General features: G+C 68.0%; 27 protein-coding genes and 1 tRNA gene. 15 read left to right on the forward strand and 13 right to left on the reverse strand.

Annotated elements, in window-relative coordinates:
• Window positions 1-43 precede the first annotated feature (43 nt).
• The 4 genes from BLU18_RS06895 to BLU18_RS06910 all read right to left on the reverse strand — a co-directional run bounded on the left by BLU18_RS06895 (window position 44) and on the right by BLU18_RS06910 (window position 2,221).
• Window positions 44-154: transfer RNA gene (locus BLU18_RS06895), tRNA-Lys, on the reverse strand.
• 47 nt (window positions 155-201) lie between these two features.
• The gene (locus BLU18_RS06900; protein WP_092633257.1) at window positions 202-636 is read right to left on the reverse strand and encodes a group I intron-associated PD-(D/E)XK endonuclease; all 435 of its coding nucleotides are present in this window, start codon (window positions 634-636) and stop codon (window positions 202-204) included.
• A 41-nt stretch (window positions 637-677) separates the two neighbouring features.
• Window positions 678-1,349 carry a DUF7119 family protein gene (locus BLU18_RS06905; RefSeq protein WP_092633259.1) on the reverse strand — a complete coding sequence of 224 codons (672 nt, stop codon included), beginning with the start codon at window positions 1,347-1,349 and terminating at the stop codon, window positions 678-680.
• A 59-nt stretch (window positions 1,350-1,408) separates the two neighbouring features.
• Complete coding sequence (locus BLU18_RS06910) at window positions 1,409-2,221, reverse strand: DUF8155 domain-containing protein (RefSeq protein ID WP_092633261.1); 813 nt, start codon at window positions 2,219-2,221, stop codon at window positions 1,409-1,411.
• A gap of 99 nt (window positions 2,222-2,320) precedes the next feature.
• Between BLU18_RS06910 and BLU18_RS06915 the strand changes: the two genes are divergently transcribed.
• On the forward strand, window positions 2,321-3,619 hold the full coding sequence (locus tag BLU18_RS06915) for a dihydroorotase (protein ID WP_092633263.1): 1,299 nt from the start codon (window positions 2,321-2,323) through the stop codon (window positions 3,617-3,619).
• Here the strand turns inward: BLU18_RS06915 and BLU18_RS06920 are convergent.
• Complete coding sequence (locus tag BLU18_RS06920) at window positions 3,616-4,197, reverse strand: DUF5806 family protein (RefSeq protein WP_394327331.1); 582 nt, start codon at window positions 4,195-4,197, stop codon at window positions 3,616-3,618. The two genes, BLU18_RS06915 and BLU18_RS06920, sit on opposite strands and share 4 nt — an antisense overlap.
• A gap of 103 nt (window positions 4,198-4,300) precedes the next feature.
• Between BLU18_RS06920 and BLU18_RS06925 the strand changes: the two genes are divergently transcribed.
• Complete coding sequence (locus tag BLU18_RS06925; RefSeq protein ID WP_092633265.1) at window positions 4,301-4,669, forward strand: universal stress protein; 369 nt, start codon at window positions 4,301-4,303, stop codon at window positions 4,667-4,669.
• Window positions 4,666-5,208, forward strand: a complete 543-nt coding sequence (locus BLU18_RS06930; RefSeq protein ID WP_092633267.1) for a GNAT family N-acetyltransferase — start codon at window positions 4,666-4,668, stop codon at window positions 5,206-5,208. Before BLU18_RS06925 ends, BLU18_RS06930 begins: the two co-directional genes overlap by 4 nt.
• Here BLU18_RS06930 and BLU18_RS06935 read toward each other — a convergent pair.
• Window positions 5,200-5,652, reverse strand: coding sequence for a universal stress protein (locus BLU18_RS06935; RefSeq protein ID WP_092633269.1), 453 nt, complete (start codon window positions 5,650-5,652; stop codon window positions 5,200-5,202). The two genes, BLU18_RS06930 and BLU18_RS06935, sit on opposite strands and share 9 nt — an antisense overlap.
• Window positions 5,653-5,734: 82 nt before the next feature.
• Here BLU18_RS06935 and BLU18_RS06940 point away from each other — a divergent pair, with 82 nt between their 5' ends.
• Both BLU18_RS06940 and BLU18_RS06945 read left to right on the forward strand, forming a co-directional pair.
• Complete coding sequence (locus BLU18_RS06940) at window positions 5,735-6,187, forward strand: universal stress protein (protein WP_092633271.1); 453 nt, start codon at window positions 5,735-5,737, stop codon at window positions 6,185-6,187.
• Window positions 6,188-6,232: 45 nt separating this feature from the next.
• A complete protein-coding gene (locus BLU18_RS06945) occupies window positions 6,233-7,408 on the forward strand; it encodes a DHH family phosphoesterase (RefSeq protein WP_092633273.1) in 1,176 nt (391 codons plus the stop codon).
• Between the two features lie 65 nt (window positions 7,409-7,473).
• On the opposite strand, the gene BLU18_RS06950 is transcribed toward BLU18_RS06945, so the two are convergent.
• Entirely contained in the window at window positions 7,474-7,896 is a 423-nt protein-coding gene (locus tag BLU18_RS06950) for a DUF5807 family protein (RefSeq protein WP_092633275.1), read from the reverse strand.
• Between the two features lie 90 nt (window positions 7,897-7,986).
• Between BLU18_RS06950 and BLU18_RS06955 the strand changes: the two genes are divergently transcribed.
• Window positions 7,987-8,274: a hypothetical protein gene (locus BLU18_RS06955; protein WP_092633277.1), complete on the forward strand. Its 288-nt coding sequence runs from the start codon at window positions 7,987-7,989 to the stop codon at window positions 8,272-8,274.
• Here BLU18_RS06955 and BLU18_RS06960 read toward each other — a convergent pair.
• On the reverse strand, window positions 8,271-8,702 hold the full coding sequence (locus BLU18_RS06960) for a DUF7112 family protein (protein WP_092633279.1): 432 nt from the start codon (window positions 8,700-8,702) through the stop codon (window positions 8,271-8,273). The genes BLU18_RS06955 and BLU18_RS06960 overlap by 4 nt on opposite strands.
• 3 nt (window positions 8,703-8,705) lie before the next feature.
• Window positions 8,706-9,086: a 30S ribosomal protein S6e gene (locus BLU18_RS06965; protein WP_092633281.1), complete on the reverse strand. Its 381-nt coding sequence runs from the start codon at window positions 9,084-9,086 to the stop codon at window positions 8,706-8,708.
• Between the two features lie 183 nt (window positions 9,087-9,269).
• Between BLU18_RS06965 and BLU18_RS06970 the strand changes: the two genes are divergently transcribed.
• The 3 genes from BLU18_RS06970 (at window position 9,270) to BLU18_RS06980 (ending at window position 13,285) form a co-directional block, all read left to right on the forward strand.
• Entirely contained in the window at window positions 9,270-11,822 is a 2,553-nt protein-coding gene (locus BLU18_RS06970; protein WP_092633283.1) for a heavy metal translocating P-type ATPase, read from the forward strand.
• A 132-nt stretch (window positions 11,823-11,954) separates the two neighbouring features.
• Entirely contained in the window at window positions 11,955-13,004 is a 1,050-nt protein-coding gene (locus BLU18_RS06975) for a zinc metalloprotease (protein WP_092633286.1), read from the forward strand.
• Complete coding sequence (locus tag BLU18_RS06980; protein ID WP_092633651.1) at window positions 13,001-13,285, forward strand: WNWW family protein; 285 nt, start codon at window positions 13,001-13,003, stop codon at window positions 13,283-13,285. Before BLU18_RS06975 ends, BLU18_RS06980 begins: the two co-directional genes overlap by 4 nt.
• Here the strand turns inward: BLU18_RS06980 and BLU18_RS06985 are convergent.
• A complete protein-coding gene (locus BLU18_RS06985; RefSeq protein ID WP_092633288.1) occupies window positions 13,282-13,806 on the reverse strand; it encodes an OsmC family protein in 525 nt (174 codons plus the stop codon). The genes BLU18_RS06980 and BLU18_RS06985 overlap by 4 nt on opposite strands.
• A 141-nt stretch (window positions 13,807-13,947) precedes the next feature.
• Between BLU18_RS06985 and BLU18_RS06990 the strand changes: the two genes are divergently transcribed.
• Together BLU18_RS06990 and BLU18_RS06995 are read left to right on the forward strand one after the other, a co-directional pair.
• Window positions 13,948-14,754, forward strand: a complete 807-nt coding sequence (locus tag BLU18_RS06990) for a DUF7839 domain-containing protein (RefSeq protein ID WP_092633290.1) — start codon at window positions 13,948-13,950, stop codon at window positions 14,752-14,754.
• Window positions 14,755-14,819: 65 nt separating this feature from the next.
• Window positions 14,820-16,052 carry an MBL fold metallo-hydrolase gene (locus BLU18_RS06995; RefSeq protein WP_092633293.1) on the forward strand — a complete coding sequence of 411 codons (1,233 nt, stop codon included), beginning with the start codon at window positions 14,820-14,822 and terminating at the stop codon, window positions 16,050-16,052.
• A 4-nt stretch (window positions 16,053-16,056) separates the two neighbouring features.
• Here BLU18_RS06995 and BLU18_RS07000 read toward each other — a convergent pair whose 3' ends face one another.
• Window positions 16,057-16,485: a CopG family ribbon-helix-helix protein gene (locus BLU18_RS07000; protein ID WP_092633295.1), complete on the reverse strand. Its 429-nt coding sequence runs from the start codon at window positions 16,483-16,485 to the stop codon at window positions 16,057-16,059.
• 45 nt (window positions 16,486-16,530) lie between these two features.
• Window positions 16,531-17,112, reverse strand: a complete 582-nt coding sequence (locus tag BLU18_RS07005; protein ID WP_092633297.1) for a cysteine hydrolase family protein — start codon at window positions 17,110-17,112, stop codon at window positions 16,531-16,533.
• Between the two features lie 85 nt (window positions 17,113-17,197).
• Here BLU18_RS07005 and BLU18_RS07010 point away from each other — a divergent pair, with 85 nt between their 5' ends.
• Window positions 17,198-18,193: a radical SAM protein gene (locus BLU18_RS07010; protein ID WP_092633299.1), complete on the forward strand. Its 996-nt coding sequence runs from the start codon at window positions 17,198-17,200 to the stop codon at window positions 18,191-18,193.
• A gap of 8 nt (window positions 18,194-18,201) precedes the next feature.
• Here BLU18_RS07010 and BLU18_RS07015 read toward each other — a convergent pair whose 3' ends face one another.
• On the reverse strand, window positions 18,202-18,453 hold the full coding sequence (locus BLU18_RS07015; protein ID WP_092633301.1) for a DUF8151 family protein: 252 nt from the start codon (window positions 18,451-18,453) through the stop codon (window positions 18,202-18,204).
• A gap of 85 nt (window positions 18,454-18,538) precedes the next feature.
• Between BLU18_RS07015 and BLU18_RS07020 the strand changes: the two genes are divergently transcribed.
• The 3 genes from BLU18_RS07020 to BLU18_RS07030 all read left to right on the forward strand — a co-directional run bounded on the left by BLU18_RS07020 (window position 18,539) and on the right by BLU18_RS07030 (window position 21,391).
• Window positions 18,539-18,766 carry a DUF7860 family protein gene (locus tag BLU18_RS07020; RefSeq protein ID WP_092633303.1) on the forward strand — a complete coding sequence of 76 codons (228 nt, stop codon included), beginning with the start codon at window positions 18,539-18,541 and terminating at the stop codon, window positions 18,764-18,766.
• Between the two features lie 74 nt (window positions 18,767-18,840).
• The gene (gene ahaH / locus BLU18_RS07025) at window positions 18,841-19,173 is read left to right on the forward strand and encodes an ATP synthase archaeal subunit H (protein WP_092633305.1); all 333 of its coding nucleotides are present in this window, start codon (window positions 18,841-18,843) and stop codon (window positions 19,171-19,173) included.
• Window positions 19,160-21,391, forward strand: a complete 2,232-nt coding sequence (locus tag BLU18_RS07030) for a V-type ATP synthase subunit I (RefSeq protein ID WP_092633307.1) — start codon at window positions 19,160-19,162, stop codon at window positions 21,389-21,391. The genes ahaH and BLU18_RS07030 overlap by 14 nt, the downstream gene beginning before the upstream one ends.
• The last annotated feature ends 138 nt before the right edge of the window (window positions 21,392-21,529 follow it).

The following is a 21,529-nucleotide window of genomic DNA, read 5'->3' on the forward strand; positions in this document are numbered from 1 at the left end:
CGCTGGCGCCGTCGCTCGTTGGCTCACGTCGTTCGCAGGAAAACGGGCCGGGAGGGAGTTGAACCCCCGACCGTCTGGTGACTTCCGCAACCGCCCGGGGAATCGGGCAGACGCGTTAAAAGCCAGACGCTCTGCCTGACTGAGCTACCGGCCCTCATCTGGACGTTGGGGGGAGAGGTGTAAACACTTACGATGAGCGTCCTACGCTCGCGACGAAATCCACTCCCCGACGCCGAAATCGTCCGCCCAGTTGATGTTCGGTGACAGTTTGTCCGGGTCCGTGACTCGAAGTGCCATACTCGTACTCGGTGCGTCCGAAATCGGCACCACGTAGATGTGGTCGGTCGCCGGCGCGTAGACTGCGAACGCCTCGATCTGTCCCTCGTATCCCTCTTTGTCGATAGCGCGGGTTCGCGTTCCGGTACTCCTCGTTTCGAACTGGATGCGGCCGTTTTCGAGACGCCCCGTCTTGACCTGTATCCGGTAGAACGAGGCGCCGACCTCGACGACGAGGTCGTATCGCTGGTTATCGCCGAACGGTCGAAGGACTGGACAGCCTCGGCGTAGGAACTCGTGGAGTACGGCGGCCTCACTGCGCTCTCCACGCTCTTTCGGATGCGTGGCGTCGTCGGTCACGGGACTTGTGAGTCGGCTTCAGTGAAAAGAGTCCGCGAGGCTCACAAATCCAGATACTCGTCCAGCGCCTCCGCCACCAACTCGTCGGGCGTGACGTTCTCGACGGACGCCCGGCGTCGGAGCTCGATGTACTGGTCGGGCGGGAGCGTCAACGCGATGCGGCCGAGGGTGAGCCCCCGGTCGTCGAGGGCGTCCTCGACGGACGTGCCGTTGCTCACCTCGCTGGCGAGGCGGCGGATTTCGCGGACTGTGAGTTCGTGTTCGAGCGTCGCCCACGCGAGCGCGTAGCGGTCGTCGCCCGAGACGCGAGCGATGTGTTTCGCCGCGGTGGGGGCAATGGTACCCCGGGCGACGTGCCGGCGAATCGCCTGTGGCAGGTCGTGGACGCGCGCCCACTTCCGGATGAAGGAGACGGAGACGTCGCCACCGGCACGCTCTGCGGCGGCTTTGTAGGAGCCAACGCCCCGAACCAATGCGGCACAGGCGGCGGCGCCGCGGAGCATGTAGACGTGGTCCTCGGAGCCGACGGTGTTCTCGGCGAACGACCGGACGGTGTCGGCGGCGAGTTGTACGCTCTCGGGGTCGTCAGGGTCGAATCCGACGGCGTCGGTAGCCCGTTCCCCAGTGACCGACGGGTCGGCGCGAACGACAGGTTCGCCGACCGGGGATCGGCGGTCGGCTGGACGGCCGGACGCGTCGGGGTCCTCACTCATCGTACCACCCGTTCGGCAGGGATAGTGAAAAGTCCCCCGTGGTCGGCGACGGACGGCCATCACTCACGTCGCACCGACACCGACACCCGGTCGCCAACGGCGAAGTCGTGGTCCGGGCAGACGAGTTTCGTCCCGAGTTCGTCGCGGGCGAGAAAGAGCGAGAGTCCCGTGATGGGAGTCCCGTTCGCCGCGACGGTGACGGCGTCCCACGTCACGCCCCCGCCGCTGGCGACGCCGACGCGTTCGCCGGCCACCGTGACCGGACCGTCGGTTGCGGGCAGGACGCCCCCGCCGCCGTAGTGGGGACAGCCACCGTCCAGAGCGACTCCCGATGCGGCGGCGAGTCCGGCCCACGTGCCGGGGTCGGGGTGTGCAGGCGCATCGAGGAGGGCGTACGTCTCGCCCGTCTCGCGGACGACGCCGGTGCCGTCCCAGTCGGCGGCGTGGACGTCGACTGGCGTCTCTATCGGGAGCGACCCAGCGGCGCGGTAGGGGTTCGCGTCCGGCGGGCGAAAGCCGAGATGAACGTGGTTGTCGACCCACGGCGCGAAAAAGCCCGAGCGGACGAGTTCGCCGAGCGAGTCGCCGACGTCGACGTGGTCACCGGCACGGACTGCGGGGTCGACGTGGAGAATCCGGGCGACGTAGTCGCCGGTATCGAGCAGAATCAGGTGGTCCTCGGCGGCGGCGTAGGGGCGCGTGGGCGCGCCGACGGTCCGGGTGTCGAGCACCTCGCCTGCGACGGGAGAGAGGCCCCGGTTCGAATCGGGGTAGAGGTCGATGGCACAGCCCTCGTCGTGGCCGGGGTAGGGGGAGTTGTAGCGGGAGAACCGCGAGTAGTGGGCGAGCGTCGAGGCCGGAACCGTGACCATGGTGTCGGTGCGGCGCGGAGGAGTATAACGACTCGCCCCGGCGGGAACGGCGGCCCCGGAAACGGGCAGACTTAGGGCGGCACGGAAACAGGTGGGGGTATGCTCGTCAGGAACGCGACACTCGCGGACGGCCGCGTCCGCGACGTCCGCATCGAGGGTGAGCGAATCGACGCCGTCGGCAGCGACCTCGCGGCCGACGGCGCGGAGACGGTCGACGCTCGCGAACGACTCCTATTGCCGGGCGCCGTCGACGCGCACGTCCACTTCCGCGAACCGGGCGCACCACACAAGGAGACGTGGCGAACGGGGTCACAGAGCGCCGCCGCGGGCGGCGTCACCACCGTCGTCGACCAACCGAACACCGACCCGCCGACGACGACCGGCGCCGCCTACGACCAGAAGGAACTGCTCGCCCAGCACTCGCTGGTCGACTACGGCATCAACGGCGGCGTCACGCCGGATTGGGACCCCGAGACGCTGTTCGACCGCCCGGTGTTCGCGCTCGGCGAGGTGTTTCTCGCCGACTCGACCGGCGACATGGGCATCGACGGCGACCGGTTCGAGGACGCGGTCCACCGCGCCGCCGAGGCGGGCGTGCCCGTCACCGTCCACGCCGAGGACGCGACGCTGTTCGACGACGCGGCCCGCGACGACGCCGGGTCGGGAACGGGCCACGACGCCAATGCGGACGCGTGGAGCGCCTACCGCGCCGCCGAGGCGGAGATTGCGGCTGTCGAGCGCGCGGTGGAAGTCGGGGCCGACGCGGGCGTTCGCCTCCACGTCGCCCACACCAGCACGCCCGAGGCGGTCGACATCGTCGCCGACGCGCCCGACACCGTCACCTGCGAGGTGACGCCCCACCACTGCCTGCTGTCGCGGGCCGACCTCGACGACCTCGGCACGTACGGCCGGATGAATCCGCCGCTGCGAAGCGAGGAGCGCCGCGCCGCCCTCTACGACCGCGTCGTCGACGGCCGCGTCGACCTGATCGCCACCGACCACGCCCCGCACACGAAAGCGGAGAAGGAGGCGACGCTCTTGGACGCGCCGAGCGGCGTTCCCGGCGTCGAGACGATGGTGCCGCTCCTCCTCGCGGAGACGCTCGACGGGCCGCTGACGGTCGAACGCGTCCGCGACCTGACGGCGGCGGCGCCGGCGGCGACGTTCGACCTCGACCGGAAAGGGAAAATTGAGGCGGGGATGGACGCCGACCTCGCGCTCTACGACCTCGACCGCTCGCGGTCGATTGCGGGCGAGCGACTCCACTCGAAGTGCGGGTGGACGCCGTTCGAGGGGTTAGAGGGCGTGTTCCCGGAGTGGACGCTCCGTCGCGGTGACCGCGTCTACGACGGCGCGATGGACACCTTCGGGTCGACCGACGGCAAGAACGTGCGCTAGTCCAGGTCGTCGCGGAGCGTCTCGCTCGACTCGCGCACCTCGCGCATGACCTCGGAGATGCGGTCCTCGGCGTCGAGTTCCTCCGCGACGGAGAGGTCGACGCCCTCGACCTCCAGCAAGAATTTGGCTACCTCGGTCACCTCGTACATCATCTCGTCCAGTTCCTCGGCGGTGAAGAAACCGGACATGGCGCCGTAGAGGAAGGTCGCGCCGGCTTTCTGGACCTTGTCCTCGAAGGCGGAGCGGGCCTGATTGACCGCCTGCGGCGAGTAGGTGTCGGTCATGAAGGGGACGAGTTCGGGCAGGTTCTCGCCGATTTTCGTCATCTCGACGCCCGTCTCGGTGCGGAAGTCGACGCAGAGACGCGCGATGGCCCACTCGCGCGCGGTGATGTAGGTGCGGTCGCGGAGGAAGTCGTTGACGCGGTCGTACTCCGACCCGTCGATTTTCTTGAATCGCTCGTACTTGCGCACGTCGGGTGGCACGTCGGCGTGGGCGGCCGCGGCGTCGCCGTCGCCGGTGGACGAAGGGGACGGGTCCGGGTCGTCGGGCCCGTCAGCCGTCGAATCGTCGCTCATACGCCCGGATTCCGCGCGCCGGTGGAAAAGGGTTCCGTCGGTGTCTGTCGGGCGTCAGACGGGTCCCGCGTCCTTTTTTACCCGCGCTGCCGACGTGGATGGCATGAAGCTACTGCTGGGCATCGGCGGCAGCGACGACTCGATCCGCGCCCTGGAGGGGACGGTCGACCGCGCCGCCGAGACGGGCGACGACCTGACGGTCGCAATTCTCCGGAACCCGGCGACCGACGCGGACCCGGAGGAAATCGAAGCGCGGGTCCAGTCGGTGCTCGACGAGATTGGCGTGACCGCGACGATTCGCCATCTGGAGGGCGACCCCGGGAGTCAACTGGTCGAGTTGGCCGAACGCGACGGATTCGACCGCATCGTCCTCGGCGGCGGCGAGACGAGTCCGATGGGCAAGATAAAGCTCGGCGGCATCGCCGAGTTCGTCCTGTTGAACTCGCACGTCTCGGTGACGCTCGTCAGATGACCACCGACAGAGGCTACCCCGACGACCCGGCGGGCCCGTTCCCGACGCCGCCGACGACGGCCGAGGACCGCGAGGGACGGTCGATTACGGTGCGCCGGTACGACCCCGACCGGGACCGGGAGGCGCTCGAAGCGATGTACGACGCCTTCGACCCGGCCGACCGGGCACAGGGCATCCCGCCCACGGGGGAAGACCGCATCGCCGACTGGCTGGACTCGATAACCGGCGACGGAACGGTGAACGTCGTCGCCTGCCACGGCGACGATATCGCCGGCCACGCCACGCTAGTCCCCGACAGCGACGACACGATGGTGGCCGCGGAACTCGCCATCTTCGTCCTGCAGGCGTATCAGGGCGCGGGCATCGGCACCCACCTCATCGAGACGCTGCTCGGCGCCGGGGAGGCGGCGGGCGTCGAACGCGTGTGGCTCACGGTCGAGCGCTGGAACGAACCCGCAATCAGCCTCTACGAGAAGGTGGGGTTCCGAGCGAGCGACACCGAGAGCTTCGAACACGAGATGACGATTCGCCTACACTGAGAGGATTGGCTGGGTCGCGTAGAGGAGGACGTATTCGGCGGCCTTCGCGAGCACTTCGTCGGCGTCGCCGGACAGGGATTCTCGCGGAACGACGACGAAGTCCGCGCCGAGTTCTTCCGCAGTGTCGAGGACGACACTTCCCGGATGCCGGGAGAGCTGGCGGGTAGAGAAGCCGTAAGCCATCGACGTCGAGAGGGGGACGCCCGCCTCGTCGACGCGGTCGGTGACGGCCTGCATGAACGCCTCGGTGTCGGCCGCGACCGACTCGTCGTCGACGGCGCCGGAGTCGATGGCGCGGGCCACGTCCTCGCTGACGACGTAGAGTGCGTGGACCGCGGCGTCGTACTCGTCGGCGATGGTGGTGGCGTACTCGACCGCCGTGAGCGACTCCTCGCTCCCGTCGACGGGGACGAGGACGAGCGAGGGCGAGAGCGATTCGGACATAGCGAGGCGTGTGCGGGCCACGGGCAAAAACGCTCCCCCCAGCGACGGCGGGTTTATACCCGGACCGGCCGAAAGCGGGCGTATGCCCGCGTTCGACACCATCGTCATCGCCACCGACGGCTCGGAGAGCGTCCGTCGGGCCGTCGACGTCGCACTCGATTTGGCCGAGCGATTCGACGCCGCCGTCCACGCCCTCTACGTGGTCGACGAGGGCGAGGTGGCGGCCTCGCCCGAACAGGTGCGCGAGGAGATGCGGGACGCACTCGACGATTCGGGACGTGACGCCCTCGAATCCGTCGCCAGCGCCACCGACCGGTCCGTGACGACGGCCGTCCGCGAAGGGCGGCCGGCGACCGAGATTCGGGAGTACGCCGTCGACAACGACGCCGACTTGGTGGCGATGGGGACGCGCGGCCGCCACGGCGAGAACCGCTTTCTCATCGGGAGCGTCGCCGAGCGCGTGGTGCGGACCTGTCCCGTGCCCGTGTTGACCGTGCGCCAACTCGAAGCGGAGGAGCGCGGCGACGCCGCCTGACGGTCGGACCGCGGAATACTTCCCACCGGCCCGCATCGGGCCGGTATGGACGATTCGCTCATCGACACCGACGAACTCTCGCTGTCCCGGAAGTCGCGCCTCCCCGGTGCGGGCTTTTTCTACCCCGATTCGCTCGACGAGGAGTACGCTGACCGACGCGCCCGCGAGGCCATCGAGGGCGCCGAAGCAATCGTCGTCGCCGACGGCGACGCCGACGGACTGGGCTGTGTCGCCCTCGTCCGCGAGGTGTACGACGCCGCCCTCGACGTAGCGCCGTTCGAGGAATCGCTGGCCGCGCGGACCGACCCCGGACTGGACGACGCAGACGACGAAGACGACGAGGACCGCGAGGAGTCGCCGGTCGGTCTCGTCACGGCGAGTCCTCACTCGCTGGACGCCGCACTGGAACGAGTGGCGGAGTACGCCGACCCCGGCGTCGACGTCTATATCTGTGACCTCTGCCCGGACGACGACGGCGTCGTGTCGGCCGTCGAGGATATCGTCGACCGCGCCGAGTCGGTGCGCTGGTTCGACCACCACCAGTGGGACGAGGACGTTGTCGCCGCGGTTCGCGAGACGGGCGCCGACCTCGTCGTCGGCGACTCCGACGAGGAGTGTACGGCCGACGTGACGCTTCGCTCGCTGGACTACGACTTCCCGGACCACCTCGTCGACCTCGCGGCGGTCACACGGGACCACGACCTCTGGATTCGGGAGGACGCCCGGAGCGACGACCTCGCCGACTACGCCCACTGGGCCAGCGCCGAGGAGTACGTGACCGTCGTCGGGCGGTACGGCCCGGCGCTGCCCGACCCCGTCGTCGACTATCTCGACCAGCGTCGCGTCGAGAAAGAGCAGCTCATCGAGGCGGCAGTCGACCGCGCCGAGATGGAGTCGGTCGGCCCGTGGACCGTCGGCGTCACCTACGGTCGCTGTTCGCAAAACGAAGTGGCCGAGGCGCTTCGAGAGGAGGGTGCCGACGCCGCGGTCATCGTCAAACCCGCTGGCAGCGCCAGCATCCGCGGCAGCGACGGGTTCGAGCGCGCACACGAGGTGGCGGGACTGGTCAACGGCGGCGGCCACCCGCGCGCTGCGGGCTGTAAGCCGGACATCTACGACGACATGCTGGACTACGCCCACCACTGGACGACTGAGGGCTACGCGACCAAACAGGTGATTCTGGCGGCGTTCGAACAGGTTGCCAGCGAAATCGACGAGTAGTCAATTCCGAACCGAAACGGCGAGCGAACGCGAGCCGTGAAGGCGTCGACCCGGACGACGCGTAACTACTCTTCGCCGACGACCCAGCGGTCCGAGAAGGCGGTGCCGTCGGGACAGGCGGCGTAGGCGTGGATGACGTCGCCCTCGGCGTAGATGCCGCCGACTTCTTCGTTCTGCGCTTCGGCGAACGCGAGGACGAACGCGGCGCCCTCGCCGCAGTCGGGGCAGGTGCCGCCCTGCAGGTTGCGGTCCACGTCGCCCTCGGTGCCCATCGCCTGCTTCGCGAACTCCATCGCGTCCATCCCGGTGCCGGCGGAGAAGAGTTGTCGCCCCTTCTCGCCGGGGACGACGAGGACGACGCCGCCGTCGACGTCGGTGCCGTAGTCGGCGAGGGTCCCCTCGTCGTCGAGGTAGTCGTCGGTGAGATAGAGCGCGACGTGGTCGAGTCGGTCGCCCGCGAGGAAGGCGTCGAGGTCGGTGTTGGTCATACGGGTCGCAGGCGGTCGAGCGGTAAAGAACGGTCGTTTCGGGACGAGGCGGGCGACGACGTTTTGAGGCGGGTGGTCGTGGGTCGAGTCGTGGACCGAGTACGACTCACCAACGGCCTGTACGCCCTGTTCGGATTCGCCTTCCTCGCGAGCGCCGTCGTCGACTGGGGGTCGACGAGCGGCGCGCAACGACTGTTCACCGCCGGGAGCGCGCTCCTGTGTGCGTTCGTCGCCGTCGCGGGCGTCGTGGGGGCGCTCCGTCCGGGGACGGAGGTGAGGGGTGTGGAACTCGGTATCGGCGAACAGCCGGGGTGGGTCCTCGTTCTCATCCTGTTCGGTATCGTCGTCTTGGGCGCCGGGACGATACTCCGACTCTAGTTCTCGTCCAACCCTTCGGCGATGGAGGAGAGCGAACTGTCGGGCTGGCGAGTGACGGTGTACACCGCTCGCTTTCCGGGGACGCGCACGCCGTAGAGATAGCCGGGCGTCACCTCGTCGAAGTCGACGCTCTGGCCCGTCTCGCGGTCGGTGTCGCGGACCCACTCCACGAGGCGGTTGGTCCCCTCGTCGTCGCTCCGGGCGAGGCGACGGTTGTCGTAGGCGCCGCGAATCAGGGCGCCCTGTGCGTCGCTCTCGACGCGAGCGTGGTATTCGGTGCCGTCGAGAACGAGTCGGACGATGGTGCCGGCCTCGATGTCGATGTCGTCGGGGAGGCGCAAGCAGGGACGGCGAGTGCCGCCGCTCCGGGCGAGTCGAGCGCGATACGTGGCCACCGCCTCACCGTCGCTGGCGACGCGGTCGGACACGGCTTACTCGTCGTCGGTCAGCGCGTCGAAGTCGGCGTCGCCCGAGACGACCTTCGCGTTGATTTGGGCGACGGCTTCGCTGATTTCGCGGCCGCGAACGGTCACGCGCTTTCGCTCGCCGTCGCGAGACGGCTCGAAGCCGACACCGCCCTCGAGGAGGAGCTGCTTGAGCGACGAACCAGCCACGTCGGCACGCAGGGGGCGCCCGGCGTTGTCGGAGCCACCGGTCAGTTCGAGCTCGGTGCCGTCGAGGCCGACGGCGCCGCCCTCGACAGTATCGCCGAGTTCGCGTCCGAGGAACCGGTTAGCGTCCTGTTCGTCGACCTCCACCTGTGTAGTGTCCCCCGTCTCGGGGTCCGAAACGACGACCTTGAAGTCTGCCATGCCCGGAATCAGACGGTCGCCGATAAAAAGCACGTCGAAACCGAGCGTCGCGCGCGAAGGGCGTCTCGCGAGCACCGCCACGATATTTTATTATAAAATAGCGTTTCAGATAATAATTCTTACCAAGGAATGGGGCGATACTGGTAGGAGGATTAATACTACAGTAACGGGTAGAGACGACCAATGACGGGGCACGACGGAGACGAGGACGGTGCGGAGCGCGACGAGGAGGCCGCGCCGGCGACGGCCACCGACGGCGCCCGCTATCGCGCGTCGGTGCCCGAGATGGACTGTGCCTCGTGTGCGAGCAAGGTCGAGCGAAGCGTCCGCGAGGCCGCAGGGGCCGAGTCGGTCGACACGCGGCCCGCGACGGGAACGCTCGTCGTCGAGTACGACCCCGACGCGACGACGGAAGCGGCGATTCGGGAGCGAGTCGAGGCCGCGGGGTACGAGGTGGCCGAGACGACGACGGAGACGTTCGCGGTGCCGTCGATGGACTGTTCGTCGTGTGCGGGAACGGTCGAGTCAGCGCTCTCGCGAGTCGAGGGCGTCCTCGACTACGACGCCCGCCCCGCCTCGGGCCGCGTCGTCGTGACGTACGCGCCCGAGCGAGCGACGCGCGGCGAGGTGGTCGCGGGCATCGAGAACGCTGGCTACGACGTGGTCGAGAGCGAGGACGAATCGCCCTCGGCGTGGCGGAGTCGCCGCGCGCTCAAAACCGGCGTCGGCGCCGTCCTCTTGCTCGCGGGGGTCGCCGTGGAGTATCTGGGCGGGGCACCGCCCGTCGTCGCCAGCGTGCTGGGCCACCAGTTCACCCTCGACTGGGTGCTGTACGTCCTCGCCGCGGCGGCGGCGGGCCAGACCATCGTCCGCAACGGGTGGTACTCCGCGCGCGCCCGTAGTCTCGACATCGACTTCCTGATGAGCGCGGGGGTGCTCGGCGCCATCGCCGTCGACCTGCCCTTCGAGGCGGCGACGCTCGCGGTGCTGTTCTCCGTCTCCGAACTCCTCGAACGCTATTCGATGGACCGCGCGCGCACCTCGATGTCGGAGCTGATGGACCTCTCGCCCGATACGGCGACGGTGCGGCGGGACGGCGAGGAGGGGACGGTCCCCGTCGAGGACGTGGCCGTGGGCGACGTGGTGCTGGTCCGCCCGGGAGAGCGCATCCCCGTCGACGGCGTGGTTCGCGAGGGGACGAGCGCCGTCGACGAATCGCCGATTACGGGCGAGAGCGTCCCCGTCGACGTGAGCGAGGGTGACGAGGTGTATGCCGGGAGCATCGTCGAGGAGGGATATCTGGAGGTAGAGACGACGACGCCGGCCGCGGAGTCGACGCTCGCGAAGGTCATCGACCTCGTGGCGGACGCCGAGCGCGACAAATCGGAGCGCGAGCGGTTCATCGACCGCTTTGCCGACTACTACACGCCCGCCGTGGTGGCGCTCGCGGTGGCGACGACGCTCGGCCCACCGCTCGTGCTGGGTGCGCCCTTCGAGACGTGGTTCACGCGCGGGTTGACGCTGCTGGTCGTTGCCTGTCCGTGCGCGTTCGTCATCAGCACGCCCGTGAGCGTCGTCTCCGGTATCACGAGCGCGGCGCGCAACGGCGTCCTCATCAAGGGCGGCGACCGACTGGAGGCGATGGGCGACGTGACGAGCGTCGCCCTCGACAAGACGGGAACGATTACGACGGGCGAACTCGGCGTGACCGACGTGGTGGCGCTGAACGGGCAGTCCGAAGACGACGTGCTCCGGTGTGCGGCGGCGCTGGAGCGACGGAGCGAACACCCCATCGCGGCGGCCATCGTCGAACGCGCCACGGACCGCGGCGTCGACGGCCGAGACGTGTCCGACTTCCAGTCCATCACGGGGCAGGGCGTCCGCGCCGACCTCGACGGCGTCACCCACTACGCGGGCAAGCCGGCGCTGTTCGCCGACCTCGGGGTCGACCTCGAACACGCGCACGTCAAGACCGACGGCGGACTGGCGGTCGGAGAGGTCGACCCCATGGACTGCGAACACGGCTCGTATCTCGACCTGGTGAACGACGTGGTGCCGCGCCTCCAAGGCGAGGGGAAGACGGTCGTTCTCGTCGGTCGCGACGACGGCGACGGAGTCGAACTGGAGGGCGTCGTCGCCGTCGCGGACACGGTGCGCCCGGAGGCGGAACGCACCGTCGCACGCCTGCGTGAGCTGGGTATCGAACGCATCGCGATGGTGACCGGCGACAACGAGCGGACGGCCCACGCTATCGCGGAACAGGTCGGCATCGACGAGGTGTACGCCGACCTCTTGCCCGAGGAGAAGGTGGCGGTGGTCCGCGAGATGACGGCGGACGCCGAAGCGAGCGAGGAGAGTCGCCTCCCGTGGAACCGCACGGGCGGCGGCGTGGCGATGGTCGGCGACGGCGTCAACGACGCGCCGGCGCTGGCGACGGCGACAGTGGGCGTCGCGATGGGCGCCGCGGGGACGGACACCGCCATCGAGACGGCGGACGTGGCGCTGATGGGCGACGACCTCACCCGACTGCCGTACCTCGTCGCGCTCGCTCGCCGCGCCAACCGCGTCATCGAGACGAACGTGTGGTCGTCGCTGGCGGTGAAAGCCGCCCTCGCCGCGGCCGCCCCGTTCGGCCTCGTGAGCGTCGTCCACGCCGTCGTCATCGGGGACATGGGGATGAGCCTCGCGGTGACGGGCAACGCGATGCGATTGGCCGGCATCGACCCAGAAGAGTGATGCGGTTATTGTAACTCGGTCTCGGTGGTTCGTCGGCCTCTCTCGGCGAACCACCGGAAAACAGTTCCAATAATCCGTACGGGCGGACCGCCCGCCCGAACCGTTTTGTCCGCCCATCACACACGGCGACACATGACGGTTCGTTCGCTCGTTCTCGTCCTCCTCGTCGTCCTCGCGGGGTGTGCGACGCCGCTCGACCCCGGAGAACGGACGGCCAGCCCCACCGTCGAAACGGAGGCGGCGGGAACGGCGACAGGATTGGCGACAGGGACACAGACGACGCGCGCGACGAGCGGTGCGCCCGGGGCGAACCCGTGGGGGACCGACCCGGTGGTCGTCGCGATTCGCAACGAGGGGAACCCCGACCGGGACTTCGCGCCACTCGTGCGCGAGGCGGCGACGTTCTGGGAGGGCAACGACGAGCGATATCTCGGCTTCCCCGTCGAGTACGAGGTGCGGCCCGACGCGTCGAACCCCGACCTCGTCGTCAAGTTCGTCGACCGGGTGCCGGACTGTGGTGACGTGTCCGACGCCGTGGGCTGTGCGCCGCTGGTGACGGACCCACGACAGATAGACCGCTCGGAGACGGTGCGGGTGAAGACCGGGCTCGCCGACGACTCGACGACTCTCGTCGTGGAACACGAACTCGGGCACACGCTGGGTCTGAGCCACGACGACCCGCCCCACGAGGTGATGCAGGCGGAGTCGGTGCTGTACACCGAACCCCAGCCGAACGCGACGGAACGGGCGTTCCCGTGGGACGACGCGGACTTCACCGTCCACGTCGACGCGGCGAACGCCTCCGACCCCGCCGGCGCGCGGCGACAGGTCGACCACGCCCTCGGCTACTACGAAGACGACCCGCCCGGGATGCCGGACAACCTCACCTTCCAGCGCACCGACGGCGACGCGGAGATTCGGATTCGCTTCGGCGCGACACAGACCTGTCGGGCGGCGAGCGGGTCGTGTGTCAACACCTACGGCACCGACCCGGACGGCGACGGCGCCATCGAGACGTACACCCGCGTCGAAATCACGCTCGTCGAATTGGACACCGACGCTGTGGGCTGGCACGTCGGCTACTGGCTGGCCCACGCGTTCGGCGCGGAGGCAGACGGCGAGAAGCCGCCGCCGTTCCGCGAGGCGAGCGGGCGCGAGCGCCGCAGCGAGTGGTGGACGTGACCGACCTCGACCGCGAGCGACTCGCCTGTGCGCTCGAACGCGCCTTCGAGAGCGAGGAGGGCGAGCGCCGCGCCGTGGTGCGGGCTGCGGGTGACCTGGCCGACAGCGGGCGTCTCGCCGCCGACCGTGGGGAACCGCTCACCGTCGAGACGGTGGTCTCAGAGCTGGCCGACGCGCCCGACGGGTCGTCGCTCGCCGAGCGGTGGAACTGGTGGGTCGGGGCGTTGGCCGTGGCCTACGGCGACGCGTACGCCCAGTTCGGCGTGCGCCGACACGGCTAGAGCGGCGACCCGTTCAGGACCGTCGTCCCCGTCAGGTCGACAGCCTTCGAGAGCGTCCCGTGGACGTAACAGCAGTCCTCGGCCGTCGCGGCGAGGTCACGGACCGCGTCGGCGTCGGCGTCGGTTTCGAGCGTCGTCGTGTACGCGATGGATTCGAAGTCCGCGGGGGCGTCGCGGAGGCCGAGGCCGCCGCGCCGGTCGATTTCGCTCTCCACATCGACCGAGAGGTGGTCGAGCTCGATTCCCATCCGGATGGCGTTGCGGACGTACTGCGCCTGCAGGCAGAAGGCGAAGCCAGCGAGGAAGTAACGGAGCGGACGGGGGGCGGTGCCCGTGCCGCCGATTTTCGAGACGGGTTCGTCGGCGTCGAAGACGAAGCCGTCGGCGGTGGCTCGGGTGTGATAGTTTCGAATCGTCTCCGTCGCGACGCTGGGATGGCCCGGCTTGAGTTCGCGAGCGGTCCGCAGCGCCTCGATGCGACGCGCGAGGCGGTCCTGAAGCGTCGTGTCGACGAGTGACATGGTCGGGAGAGGGCTGTCGGCCAATTAGTCGTTGTGACGCGGCGGGAGTCGACGCAGGAACTGAAACCGTGATTGCACTCAGCGCCGAGAGACGACAAATCAATCCGAACTATATTGGGGGCCGGGACCGAACTGTCATCGATGGCAGAGCACGTCGACGAGGAGACGAGCGTCCTCCAGAGCAAGCGCTCGGCGACCCGGTACCAGATACTGGTGGCCATCGCGGAACGACAGCCAGCAGTCAGCCAGCGCGAAATCGCCGACGAAATCGGCATCACCGCCCAAGCGGTGAGCGACTACCTGCAGGACCTCGTCGAGGAGGGGTACGTCCGGAACCCCGGCCGCGGGCGATACGAGGTGACCAAGGAGGGCGTCGACTGGCTCATCGGCCAGACCGACGAACTCCGCGAGTTCGTCACGCACGTCTCGGAGGACGTCATCGGCGAAGTCGAGATAGAGACGGCCATCGCGACGGCGGCGGTGGAGTCGGGCGAGAGCGTCTCGCTGTCGATGCGCGACGGGATTCTCCGCGCGACGCCGGGGACCGACGGGAGTACGACGGCCGTCGCCGTCACCGACGCCGCGGCCGACGAGGACGTGGGCGTCACGGACTTCGAGGGCGTCCTCGACTACGAACTGGGTCGCGTGACCGCCGTCTCGATTCCGCGGGTGCAGGACGGCGGCAGCGACGCTGTCGCGTGCGAGACGATTACCGACCACGCCGTGGACTGTGACCTCGTGGCGACGGCGGGGACGGAGGCGTTCGTCGCCGCCCGCCGCGCCGACCTCGACCCGGACATGCGATTCGGCACCCCGGACGCGGTGAACGAGGCGGCGGTTCGGGGCCTCGACGTCCTCCTCCTCGCCGTCGCGGACGAACTCTCGACGCATCTGGACCGCCTCCGCGAGGGGACGGTCAGTTACCGGGTCGTCGACACCGCGGAGTGAGGGAGTCCCGACGCCGTGCCGGGAAACCGACGGACCCAAGCCATCGGACGGGCTAGGGCCGGCGAATGGAGCTTCGACTGCTGGGCGGCGCACACGAAGTCGGGCGGAGCGCCCTCCTCGTCAACGACTCGTTACTCCTCGATTTCGGGATGCTGACCGACAATCCACCTCAGTTTCCCGTCGAGACGCCCAGCCCCGACGCCGTCGTCGTCTCGCACGGCCACCTCGACCACGTCGGGTCGATTCCGGCGCTCCTCTCGGGGCGCAATCGCCCGCGGATTCACTGGACGCCGCCGACGGCGGAGCTCGCGCGGACGCTCGCTCGCGACACCCTGAAACTCCACGGGGGGACGCTCCAGTGTCCGTTCACGGAGAACGACCTGAAGCGAGTGGGCGAGGTGTCGGAGCGGCACGGCTACCGCGAGACGTTCGTCGCCGCCGGGCACGAAGTCACCTTCTACGACGCGGGCCACATCCCCGGGAGCGCGCACGTCCTCGTCGACGACGGCGAGACGCGCCTGCTCTACACCGGCGACTTCCACACCGACGACCAGCGACTCGTGGCGGGGACAACGGCCCGGCCCGACGCCGACGTGGTCGTCTGCGAGAGCACGTACGCCGACGTGACCCACGAGGACCGCGGCACCGTAGAGGAGGCGTTCGTCGAGAGCGTGGAGCGCACCCTCTGGCAGGGCGGCACCGTCGTCGTTCCGGCGTTCGCCATCGGGCGCACACAGGAGTTGATGCTCGTCTGTGCGGCCCACGACATCCCCTGCTACGTCGATGGGATGGGCAAGCGAGTCACGAAGATGCTCAAGCGCAATCCCGAGTTCGTCCGGGACGCCGATGCCCTGCGGGACGCCACGTCACACGCCCGCTTCGTGACCGGACGCGACGGGCAGCGGCGCCGAATCACGGACCAGCGAGCCGCCATCATCACCACGAGCGGAATGCTCTCCGGCGGCCCGGCGATGACGTACATCCCGCAGATTCGGGCGAATCCGACGAACAAGATTACGATGACGGGGTATCAGGTCGAGGGGACGCCGGGCCGCTCCCTGCTAGAGACGGGCCGGGCCGAAATCGACGGGCGCGTGATGCCCGTCAGCGCACAGGTCGAACAGTACGATTTCTCGGCGCACGCCGACGGCGGGGGTATCCGGGGGTTCGTCGACGACTACGCGGACGCGACGGTCCTCGTCAATCACGGCGACCGCTGTGCGTGGTTCGCGGAACGACTCCGCGAGGACGGCATCGACGCGAGTGCGCCCGACATCGGCGCGACGGTGACGGTCTGACGTCTCACTCGGGTGCAGCGTGGGGACCGAACTCGTCGACAGGCATCACCGAGTAGTCGACGCTGAGGGTGTCCTGTGTCGCTCGAATCTTGCCGACGAACGTCGAAATCGTCTCCAGCTGGCCTTCGAGGACGAACAGTTCCATGCAGTAGTGGCTGCCGACGTGGCTGTGGAAGTTGGCGACGACGAGGCCCTCGTAGTCGTGGCGGAGGCCCATCATGCGCTCCTCGACGGCCGTCGTCTCGTAGTCGAAGATGACCGTGACGACGGCCATCAGGTCGCGGTCCTCGAGGCGTTTGTTCTCGAACTCACCGAGCAGACTCCGGGACGCGTCGCGAACGACTTCGCTCCGGCCGGTGTAGCCGTGTTCGTCGGCGAAGGCGTCGATTCGCTCGACCAACTCCTCGGGCATCGAGATGCTGACGACGGTCATGTATTAACGTACCGCCGCTCAGATATTAATCATTGCTACACGGCGCTAACAGGTGGGCAGGAAGTCGACGGCGTCGCGGGTCGTCGTCTCACCGAACAGCCAGTCGGCGTGGTCGACGGCGTACTCGTGGTGGTCCTCCTCGACGTAGCCGATGGCGTCGGTAACGAGGACGGGGCGGTAGTCGCGAAGGCCGGCGCTGCCGGCGGTGTGGAGCACGCAGACGTTGGCGAGGGTTCCGCAGATGAGTAGGTCGTCGATGCCGCGCGCAGAGAGCCAGCCGTCGAGTTCCGTCTCGTGGAAGGCGTCGTACGTGTGTTTCTCGACGACGTGGTCGGTCGGCGCCACGTCGAGTTCGTCGACGAGCTGAGCCTCCCACGACCCTTCGAGGACGTGTTCGCCCCAGCGGTCGAACTCGTCGTAGTAGTTGGTGTCGTCGAACTGTTCGGGCGGGTGAACGTCGCGCGTGTAGACGACACGGACGCCGGCGTCGTGGGCCCGGTCGACGAGCGACGCCACGTCGTGAACCGCGGCACCGCTCGCGGGGGCGTAGAGACTCCCATCGGGGTGACAGAAGCCGTTCTGCATGTCGACGACGACGACGGCCGTGCTGTCGGGATCGTACGGCATGGGGGTGGGTATGCGAGGGAGGCAAGTAAACCGTCGGTTCGGACCGACGGGTTTTCACACCTCCGGGGCGTCAACTCGACAACGAATGATTTCGAAGGGCTGTGAACAGTGTGCCGAGGGCGGAAAGATGGTGCTGTTCGTCTACGGCTACTGCGACCAGCGTGACTGCTTTTACTGCCCGCTCGGGGAGAACCGCAAGAACGTCGACACCGTCTACGCCAACGAGCGCGAAGTCGAGAGCGACGAGGACGTACTGACCGAGGCACACCGGATGGACGCACTCGGCACCTCCATCACGGGTGGGGAACCACAGGAGTCGCTCGACCGAACCTGTCACTACCTCTCGCTGCTGAAAGACGAGTTCGGCGAGGACCACCACACCCACCTCTACACCGGAATTCCGGGCGGGCGCGAGAACATGCGTCGTCTGTCCGAGGCCGGGCTGGACGAGATTCGCTTCCACCCGCCACTCGAACAGTGGGGCGACCTCCACGGCACCGAGTGGGAGGACATCCTCTACATCGCCCGCGAGGAGGGGCTGACGCCCGCGTTCGAGATCCCGGGCATCCGCGCAGAGCCGGAGTTCCTCGAATTCTTGGACGAGGGCGCCGCCGACTTCTGTAACATCAACGAGTTCGAGATGTCCGACGGCAACTACCGCCGAATGCAGGAGGAGGGCTTCGAACTCCGCGAGGGGCACATGAGCGCGGTCGACTCGCCCAAAGAGGAGATTCTGGACGTGATGGGCGACCACGACGGGGTGTACTTCTGCACCTCGGTGTTCAAAGACGCCGCCCAGCACCGACGGCGGCTGAAGCGGATGGCGCGGAACATCCGCCGTGAGTTCGACGAGGTAACCGACGACGGGACCCTCGTCTACGGGAAAACGTGGGTGACCGAGAAGCGCCTGCAAGAGCTCGGCGTGCCCGACCAGTACTACACGGTGAAGTCGGACCACGTCGAACTCGCGTGGTGGCTCCTCGAAGAGATGGTCGACGAGGGCGACCTCGGCGAGGGCGAAATCGTCGAGCAGTATCCGACGGTCGACGGGACGGTCGTCGAGCGGACGCCGCTGGCGTAAGTTCTGAGTTACTCGCCGGCCTGGCGCCGCACAGCCGCCAGCTTCGGGCGGACCTTGTCCGTGCTCATCAGGTACGCGAAGTAGAAGGCCATCAGGCCCATGAACGCGATCCAGCCGCCGAGTTTGGCGTTGCCGGTTTCGAGGGTCGTGAGCGCGAACCGCTCCAGATAGACGCCGGCAGCGGACAGGCCGAGGCTACCGAACGCGAACGCGAGGAGTTCGACGAGCTGGGGAAGGAGTTCCAAGAGGGGCGTGTTCATGCGAGACGCCATGTCGTGCCGGCTTGTCGCTCTTTCGGTCTCGGGAACGGAACGTTCTTGAAAGTCCCCAGCCTCGGAGGCCAGTATGGGACGGTACGGCGACTTGGACTATCCGGTGCTGGCGAAGCGAGGGACGCTACTCGGGCTTGCCGTGTTCGCTCTCGGCGCCCTCGGCGAACTGGCGGTGCACGCGCTGGCGCTGCAACTGCCGGCGTGGGAGATGACGCTGTTGTTCGACGCGGAGGTGCTGGGCGTGCTGTTGTTCCTGCTCTCGCCGCTGGTGTTCGGCATTTTGCTGCCGCTGACGGAGTGAGTGGCGGCAGGTCCGTCAGCACGGTTCCGCAAACACCTTATAGGCTGATTGTGCAAATTCCACTGATCAGTAGTATGCCGAGACCAGAGGTTCTCGAACGGATCAAGGCGGCCGAGGCGGAAGCCGAAGAGATCGTCACGGAGGCCGAGGCCGACCGGGACGAACGGATCTCGGAGGCGCGAGCACGTGCCGACGAGATCCGCGCCGAGGCCGAGGAGGAGGCCGAGGCCGAGGCCGAACGCCGTCTCGAAGAGGCCGAGGCAGAGATAGACGCCGAGGCGACAGAGATCCGCGAGGAGGGGGAGGCTGCTCGCGAGGCACTCGTCGCGCAGGCGGAAGAACGAGAGGAGGAGGCGGTCGAATACGCCATCACACAGTTCGAGGAGGCGGTGCATGCTCAGACCTGAGCAGATGAGCAAGGTGTCGGTGACGGGGTCGAAGTCGGTCATGGACGAGGTCGTTGAGGCCGTCCACGACTGCAACCTCCTTCACGTCACCGAGTACGACGGGTCCTGGGACGGCTTCGAACCGGGGAACCCGGTCGACGGCGCCGAAGCGGCCTCCGAGAAGCTCGTGACCGTGCGCTCCATCGAGAGCATCCTCGACGTCGACGAGGCCGATGCCGGTCCGACGCGCATCGTGACCGACGAGGCGCTCGAAGAGGAACTCGAGGAGATTCGCACCCGCGTCAACGACCTGGAGGACCGACGCGACGAGATTCGCGACGAGCTCAACGACATCGCAGAGCGGATTTCGGCGGTCGAGCCGTTCGCGACGCTCGGCATCGACCTCGACTTGCTCTCGGGCTACGACACGCTCGACGTCGCCGTCGGCGAGGGCGACCCCGAGGCCATCGAACGCGCTGTCGTCGACGCCGACGGTGTCGCCGACTTCGAAGTGTTCTCCGAGGACGACGTGGTCGCCGTCTTCGTGCGCCCGGCCGACGGGGCCGACGACCCGCTCGACGACGCGCTCGTCGGCGTCGAGTTTAGCGCGCTCGAGGTGCCGGATGCAGACAGCTCCCCGGAGGAGTACGTCTCGGACCTCGAACAGCGCCGCGACCGAGATCTCCAGCCGGAACTGGAATCCGTCGAAGAGGAACTCGAAGAGGTTCGCCTCGACGCAGCGGGCTTCCTGCTCGCCGCCGAGGAGCAACTCTCCATCGACGTCCAGAAGCGGGAAGCGCCGCTCTCCTTCGCGACGACGGAGAACGCCTTCGTCGCCGAGGGCTGGATTCCGACCGACGAGTACGCGACGCTCGCGGGAACCATCACCGACGCCGTCGGTGACCACGCGGAAGTCGAAGAGCTGGAGCGGGCGTCGTTCACCACCAGCGGCGACGAACACCACGAAGAGGTATCCGCGGAGTCGGACGCTGCCACCGACGGCGGCGAGAGTGTCCGCGCCGACGGCGGCGACAACGTCGTCATGCGCGACGACTCCCCGCCCGTGGTGCAGGACAACCCCGGTCTCGTCAAGCCGTTCGAGGTGCTGACGGAAGCAGTCAACCGTCCGCGGTACGACGAAATCGACCCGACGGTCTTCGTCTTCCTCACGTTCCCGGCCTTCTTCGGGTTCATGATCGGTGACCTCGGGTACGGTGCGCTCTACACCCTCATCGGGTACTTCCTCTACACCAACTTCGACAGTGACGCCTTCCGGAGCATGGGCGGCGTTACGATCTTCGCCGGGCTGTTCACGATGCTCTTTGGCGTCCTCTACGGCGAAATATTCGGCCTCCACCTCGTCTCGACGTACCTCTGGGAGGGGGCGCTCGGCATGAGTCACCCGCCGATGGAGAAGGGACTGTCCCCGGCCGGACAGTCGTACGCGCTGACGTGGCTCGTGGTGAGCATCCTCGCCGGCATTCTCCATCTCAACGTGGGGTACGTCATCGACTTCGTCGAGAACATCCAGCTCCACGACGCCAAGCACGCAATCACCGAGAGTGCCTCGTGGATCCTGATGCTCAACGGGCTCTGGGTGGCCATCCTCTCGCCCGACCTCGTTGGCGTCACGCCCGACTTCCTGTTCACCATCTTCGACGGCACGCACGCCGCGCCCGAAGCGGGCGAGGCGATTCACGCCACCTACGCCCTCGGGTTCAACGGCTTCCCCGAAGTCGTCGGCCTCGCGGGCCTCGCGGCGTTCGCCGTGGGACTGGTGCTGCTGGTCGTCGGCGAACCCGTCGAAGCCATCGAGTTCCTGAACGTGCTCGTGAACGCGCTGTCGTACACCCGAATCGCGGCGGTGTTGCTCGCGAAGGCCGGGATGGCCTTCACGGTCAACCTGCTGTTCTTCGGCGTGTACGTCACGGGCGAGGGCGCAGAGGCCACGTTCCACTTCGGCCTCGGTCACATGCCCCACGTCGGTGACATGGCGCACGGCCACGAAGTGACGGAAATCATGTTCGGCGGACTGGTCCACTCCGGTCCGGCGATGCTGCTCGTGGGACTGCTCGTCCTCGTGCTCGGTCACGCGCTCGTCCTCGCACTCGGCGTCACCAGCGCCGGGCTGCAGGCGGTGCGACTCGAGTACGTGGAGTTCTTCGGGAAGTTCTACGGCGGCGGCGGTCGGGAGTACGAGCCGTTCGGCTACGACCGGACGTACACGACCGAAGACTAACGAGGCACTCGGCGCCTCTTCTTGGTTCGCGGTGACATACGTTCACCGGTGAATAGCCGTGCTCTCGCCCCCGCGAGGACGGTTTCTGGTGACTCGTTTTGGGAAGGTTTATGACCATCCTCGGGGCAACTACGCACT

It is taken from the genome of Haloplanus vescus (assembly GCF_900107665.1).
Lineage (GTDB): Archaea > Halobacteriota > Halobacteria > Halobacteriales > Haloferacaceae > Haloplanus > Haloplanus vescus.

Excerpts from the sequence above, each read along its gene's own strand:
- BLU18_RS06930 (WP_092633267.1), top strand. The coding sequence starts at position 4,666 with ATGACCACCGACAGAGGCTACCCCGACGACCCGGCGGGCCCGTTCCCG.
- ahaH (WP_092633305.1), top strand. The coding sequence starts at position 18,841 with ATGCCGAGACCAGAGGTTCTCGAACGGATCAAGGCGGCCGAGGCGGAA.
- BLU18_RS06905 (WP_092633259.1), bottom strand. The coding sequence starts at position 1,349 with ATGAGTGAGGACCCCGACGCGTCCGGCCGTCCAGCCGACCGCCGATCC.
- BLU18_RS06915 (WP_092633263.1), top strand. The coding sequence starts at position 2,321 with ATGCTCGTCAGGAACGCGACACTCGCGGACGGCCGCGTCCGCGACGTC.
- BLU18_RS06940 (WP_092633271.1), top strand. The coding sequence starts at position 5,735 with ATGCCCGCGTTCGACACCATCGTCATCGCCACCGACGGCTCGGAGAGC.
- BLU18_RS06950 (WP_092633275.1), bottom strand. The coding sequence starts at position 7,896 with ATGACCAACACCGACCTCGACGCCTTCCTCGCGGGCGACCGACTCGAC.
- BLU18_RS06990 (WP_092633290.1), top strand. The coding sequence starts at position 13,948 with ATGGCAGAGCACGTCGACGAGGAGACGAGCGTCCTCCAGAGCAAGCGC.
- BLU18_RS06910 (WP_092633261.1), bottom strand. The coding sequence starts at position 2,221 with ATGGTCACGGTTCCGGCCTCGACGCTCGCCCACTACTCGCGGTTCTCC.
- BLU18_RS06945 (WP_092633273.1), top strand. The coding sequence starts at position 6,233 with ATGGACGATTCGCTCATCGACACCGACGAACTCTCGCTGTCCCGGAAG.
- BLU18_RS06975 (WP_092633286.1), top strand. The coding sequence starts at position 11,955 with ATGACGGTTCGTTCGCTCGTTCTCGTCCTCCTCGTCGTCCTCGCGGGG.
- BLU18_RS07020 (WP_092633303.1), top strand. The coding sequence starts at position 18,539 with ATGGGACGGTACGGCGACTTGGACTATCCGGTGCTGGCGAAGCGAGGG.
- BLU18_RS06985 (WP_092633288.1), bottom strand. The coding sequence starts at position 13,806 with ATGTCACTCGTCGACACGACGCTTCAGGACCGCCTCGCGCGTCGCATC.
- BLU18_RS07010 (WP_092633299.1), top strand. The coding sequence starts at position 17,198 with ATGATTTCGAAGGGCTGTGAACAGTGTGCCGAGGGCGGAAAGATGGTG.
- BLU18_RS06965 (WP_092633281.1), bottom strand. The coding sequence starts at position 9,086 with ATGGCAGACTTCAAGGTCGTCGTTTCGGACCCCGAGACGGGGGACACT.
- BLU18_RS06925 (WP_092633265.1), top strand. The coding sequence starts at position 4,301 with ATGAAGCTACTGCTGGGCATCGGCGGCAGCGACGACTCGATCCGCGCC.
- BLU18_RS06920 (WP_394327331.1), bottom strand. The coding sequence starts at position 4,197 with ATGAGCGACGATTCGACGGCTGACGGGCCCGACGACCCGGACCCGTCC.
- BLU18_RS07005 (WP_092633297.1), bottom strand. The coding sequence starts at position 17,112 with ATGCCGTACGATCCCGACAGCACGGCCGTCGTCGTCGTCGACATGCAG.
- BLU18_RS06935 (WP_092633269.1), bottom strand. The coding sequence starts at position 5,652 with ATGTCCGAATCGCTCTCGCCCTCGCTCGTCCTCGTCCCCGTCGACGGG.
- BLU18_RS06995 (WP_092633293.1), top strand. The coding sequence starts at position 14,820 with ATGGAGCTTCGACTGCTGGGCGGCGCACACGAAGTCGGGCGGAGCGCC.
- BLU18_RS06970 (WP_092633283.1), top strand. The coding sequence starts at position 9,270 with ATGACGGGGCACGACGGAGACGAGGACGGTGCGGAGCGCGACGAGGAG.
- BLU18_RS07015 (WP_092633301.1), bottom strand. The coding sequence starts at position 18,453 with ATGAACACGCCCCTCTTGGAACTCCTTCCCCAGCTCGTCGAACTCCTC.
- BLU18_RS07030 (WP_092633307.1), top strand. The coding sequence starts at position 19,160 with ATGCTCAGACCTGAGCAGATGAGCAAGGTGTCGGTGACGGGGTCGAAG.
- BLU18_RS07000 (WP_092633295.1), bottom strand. The coding sequence starts at position 16,485 with ATGACCGTCGTCAGCATCTCGATGCCCGAGGAGTTGGTCGAGCGAATC.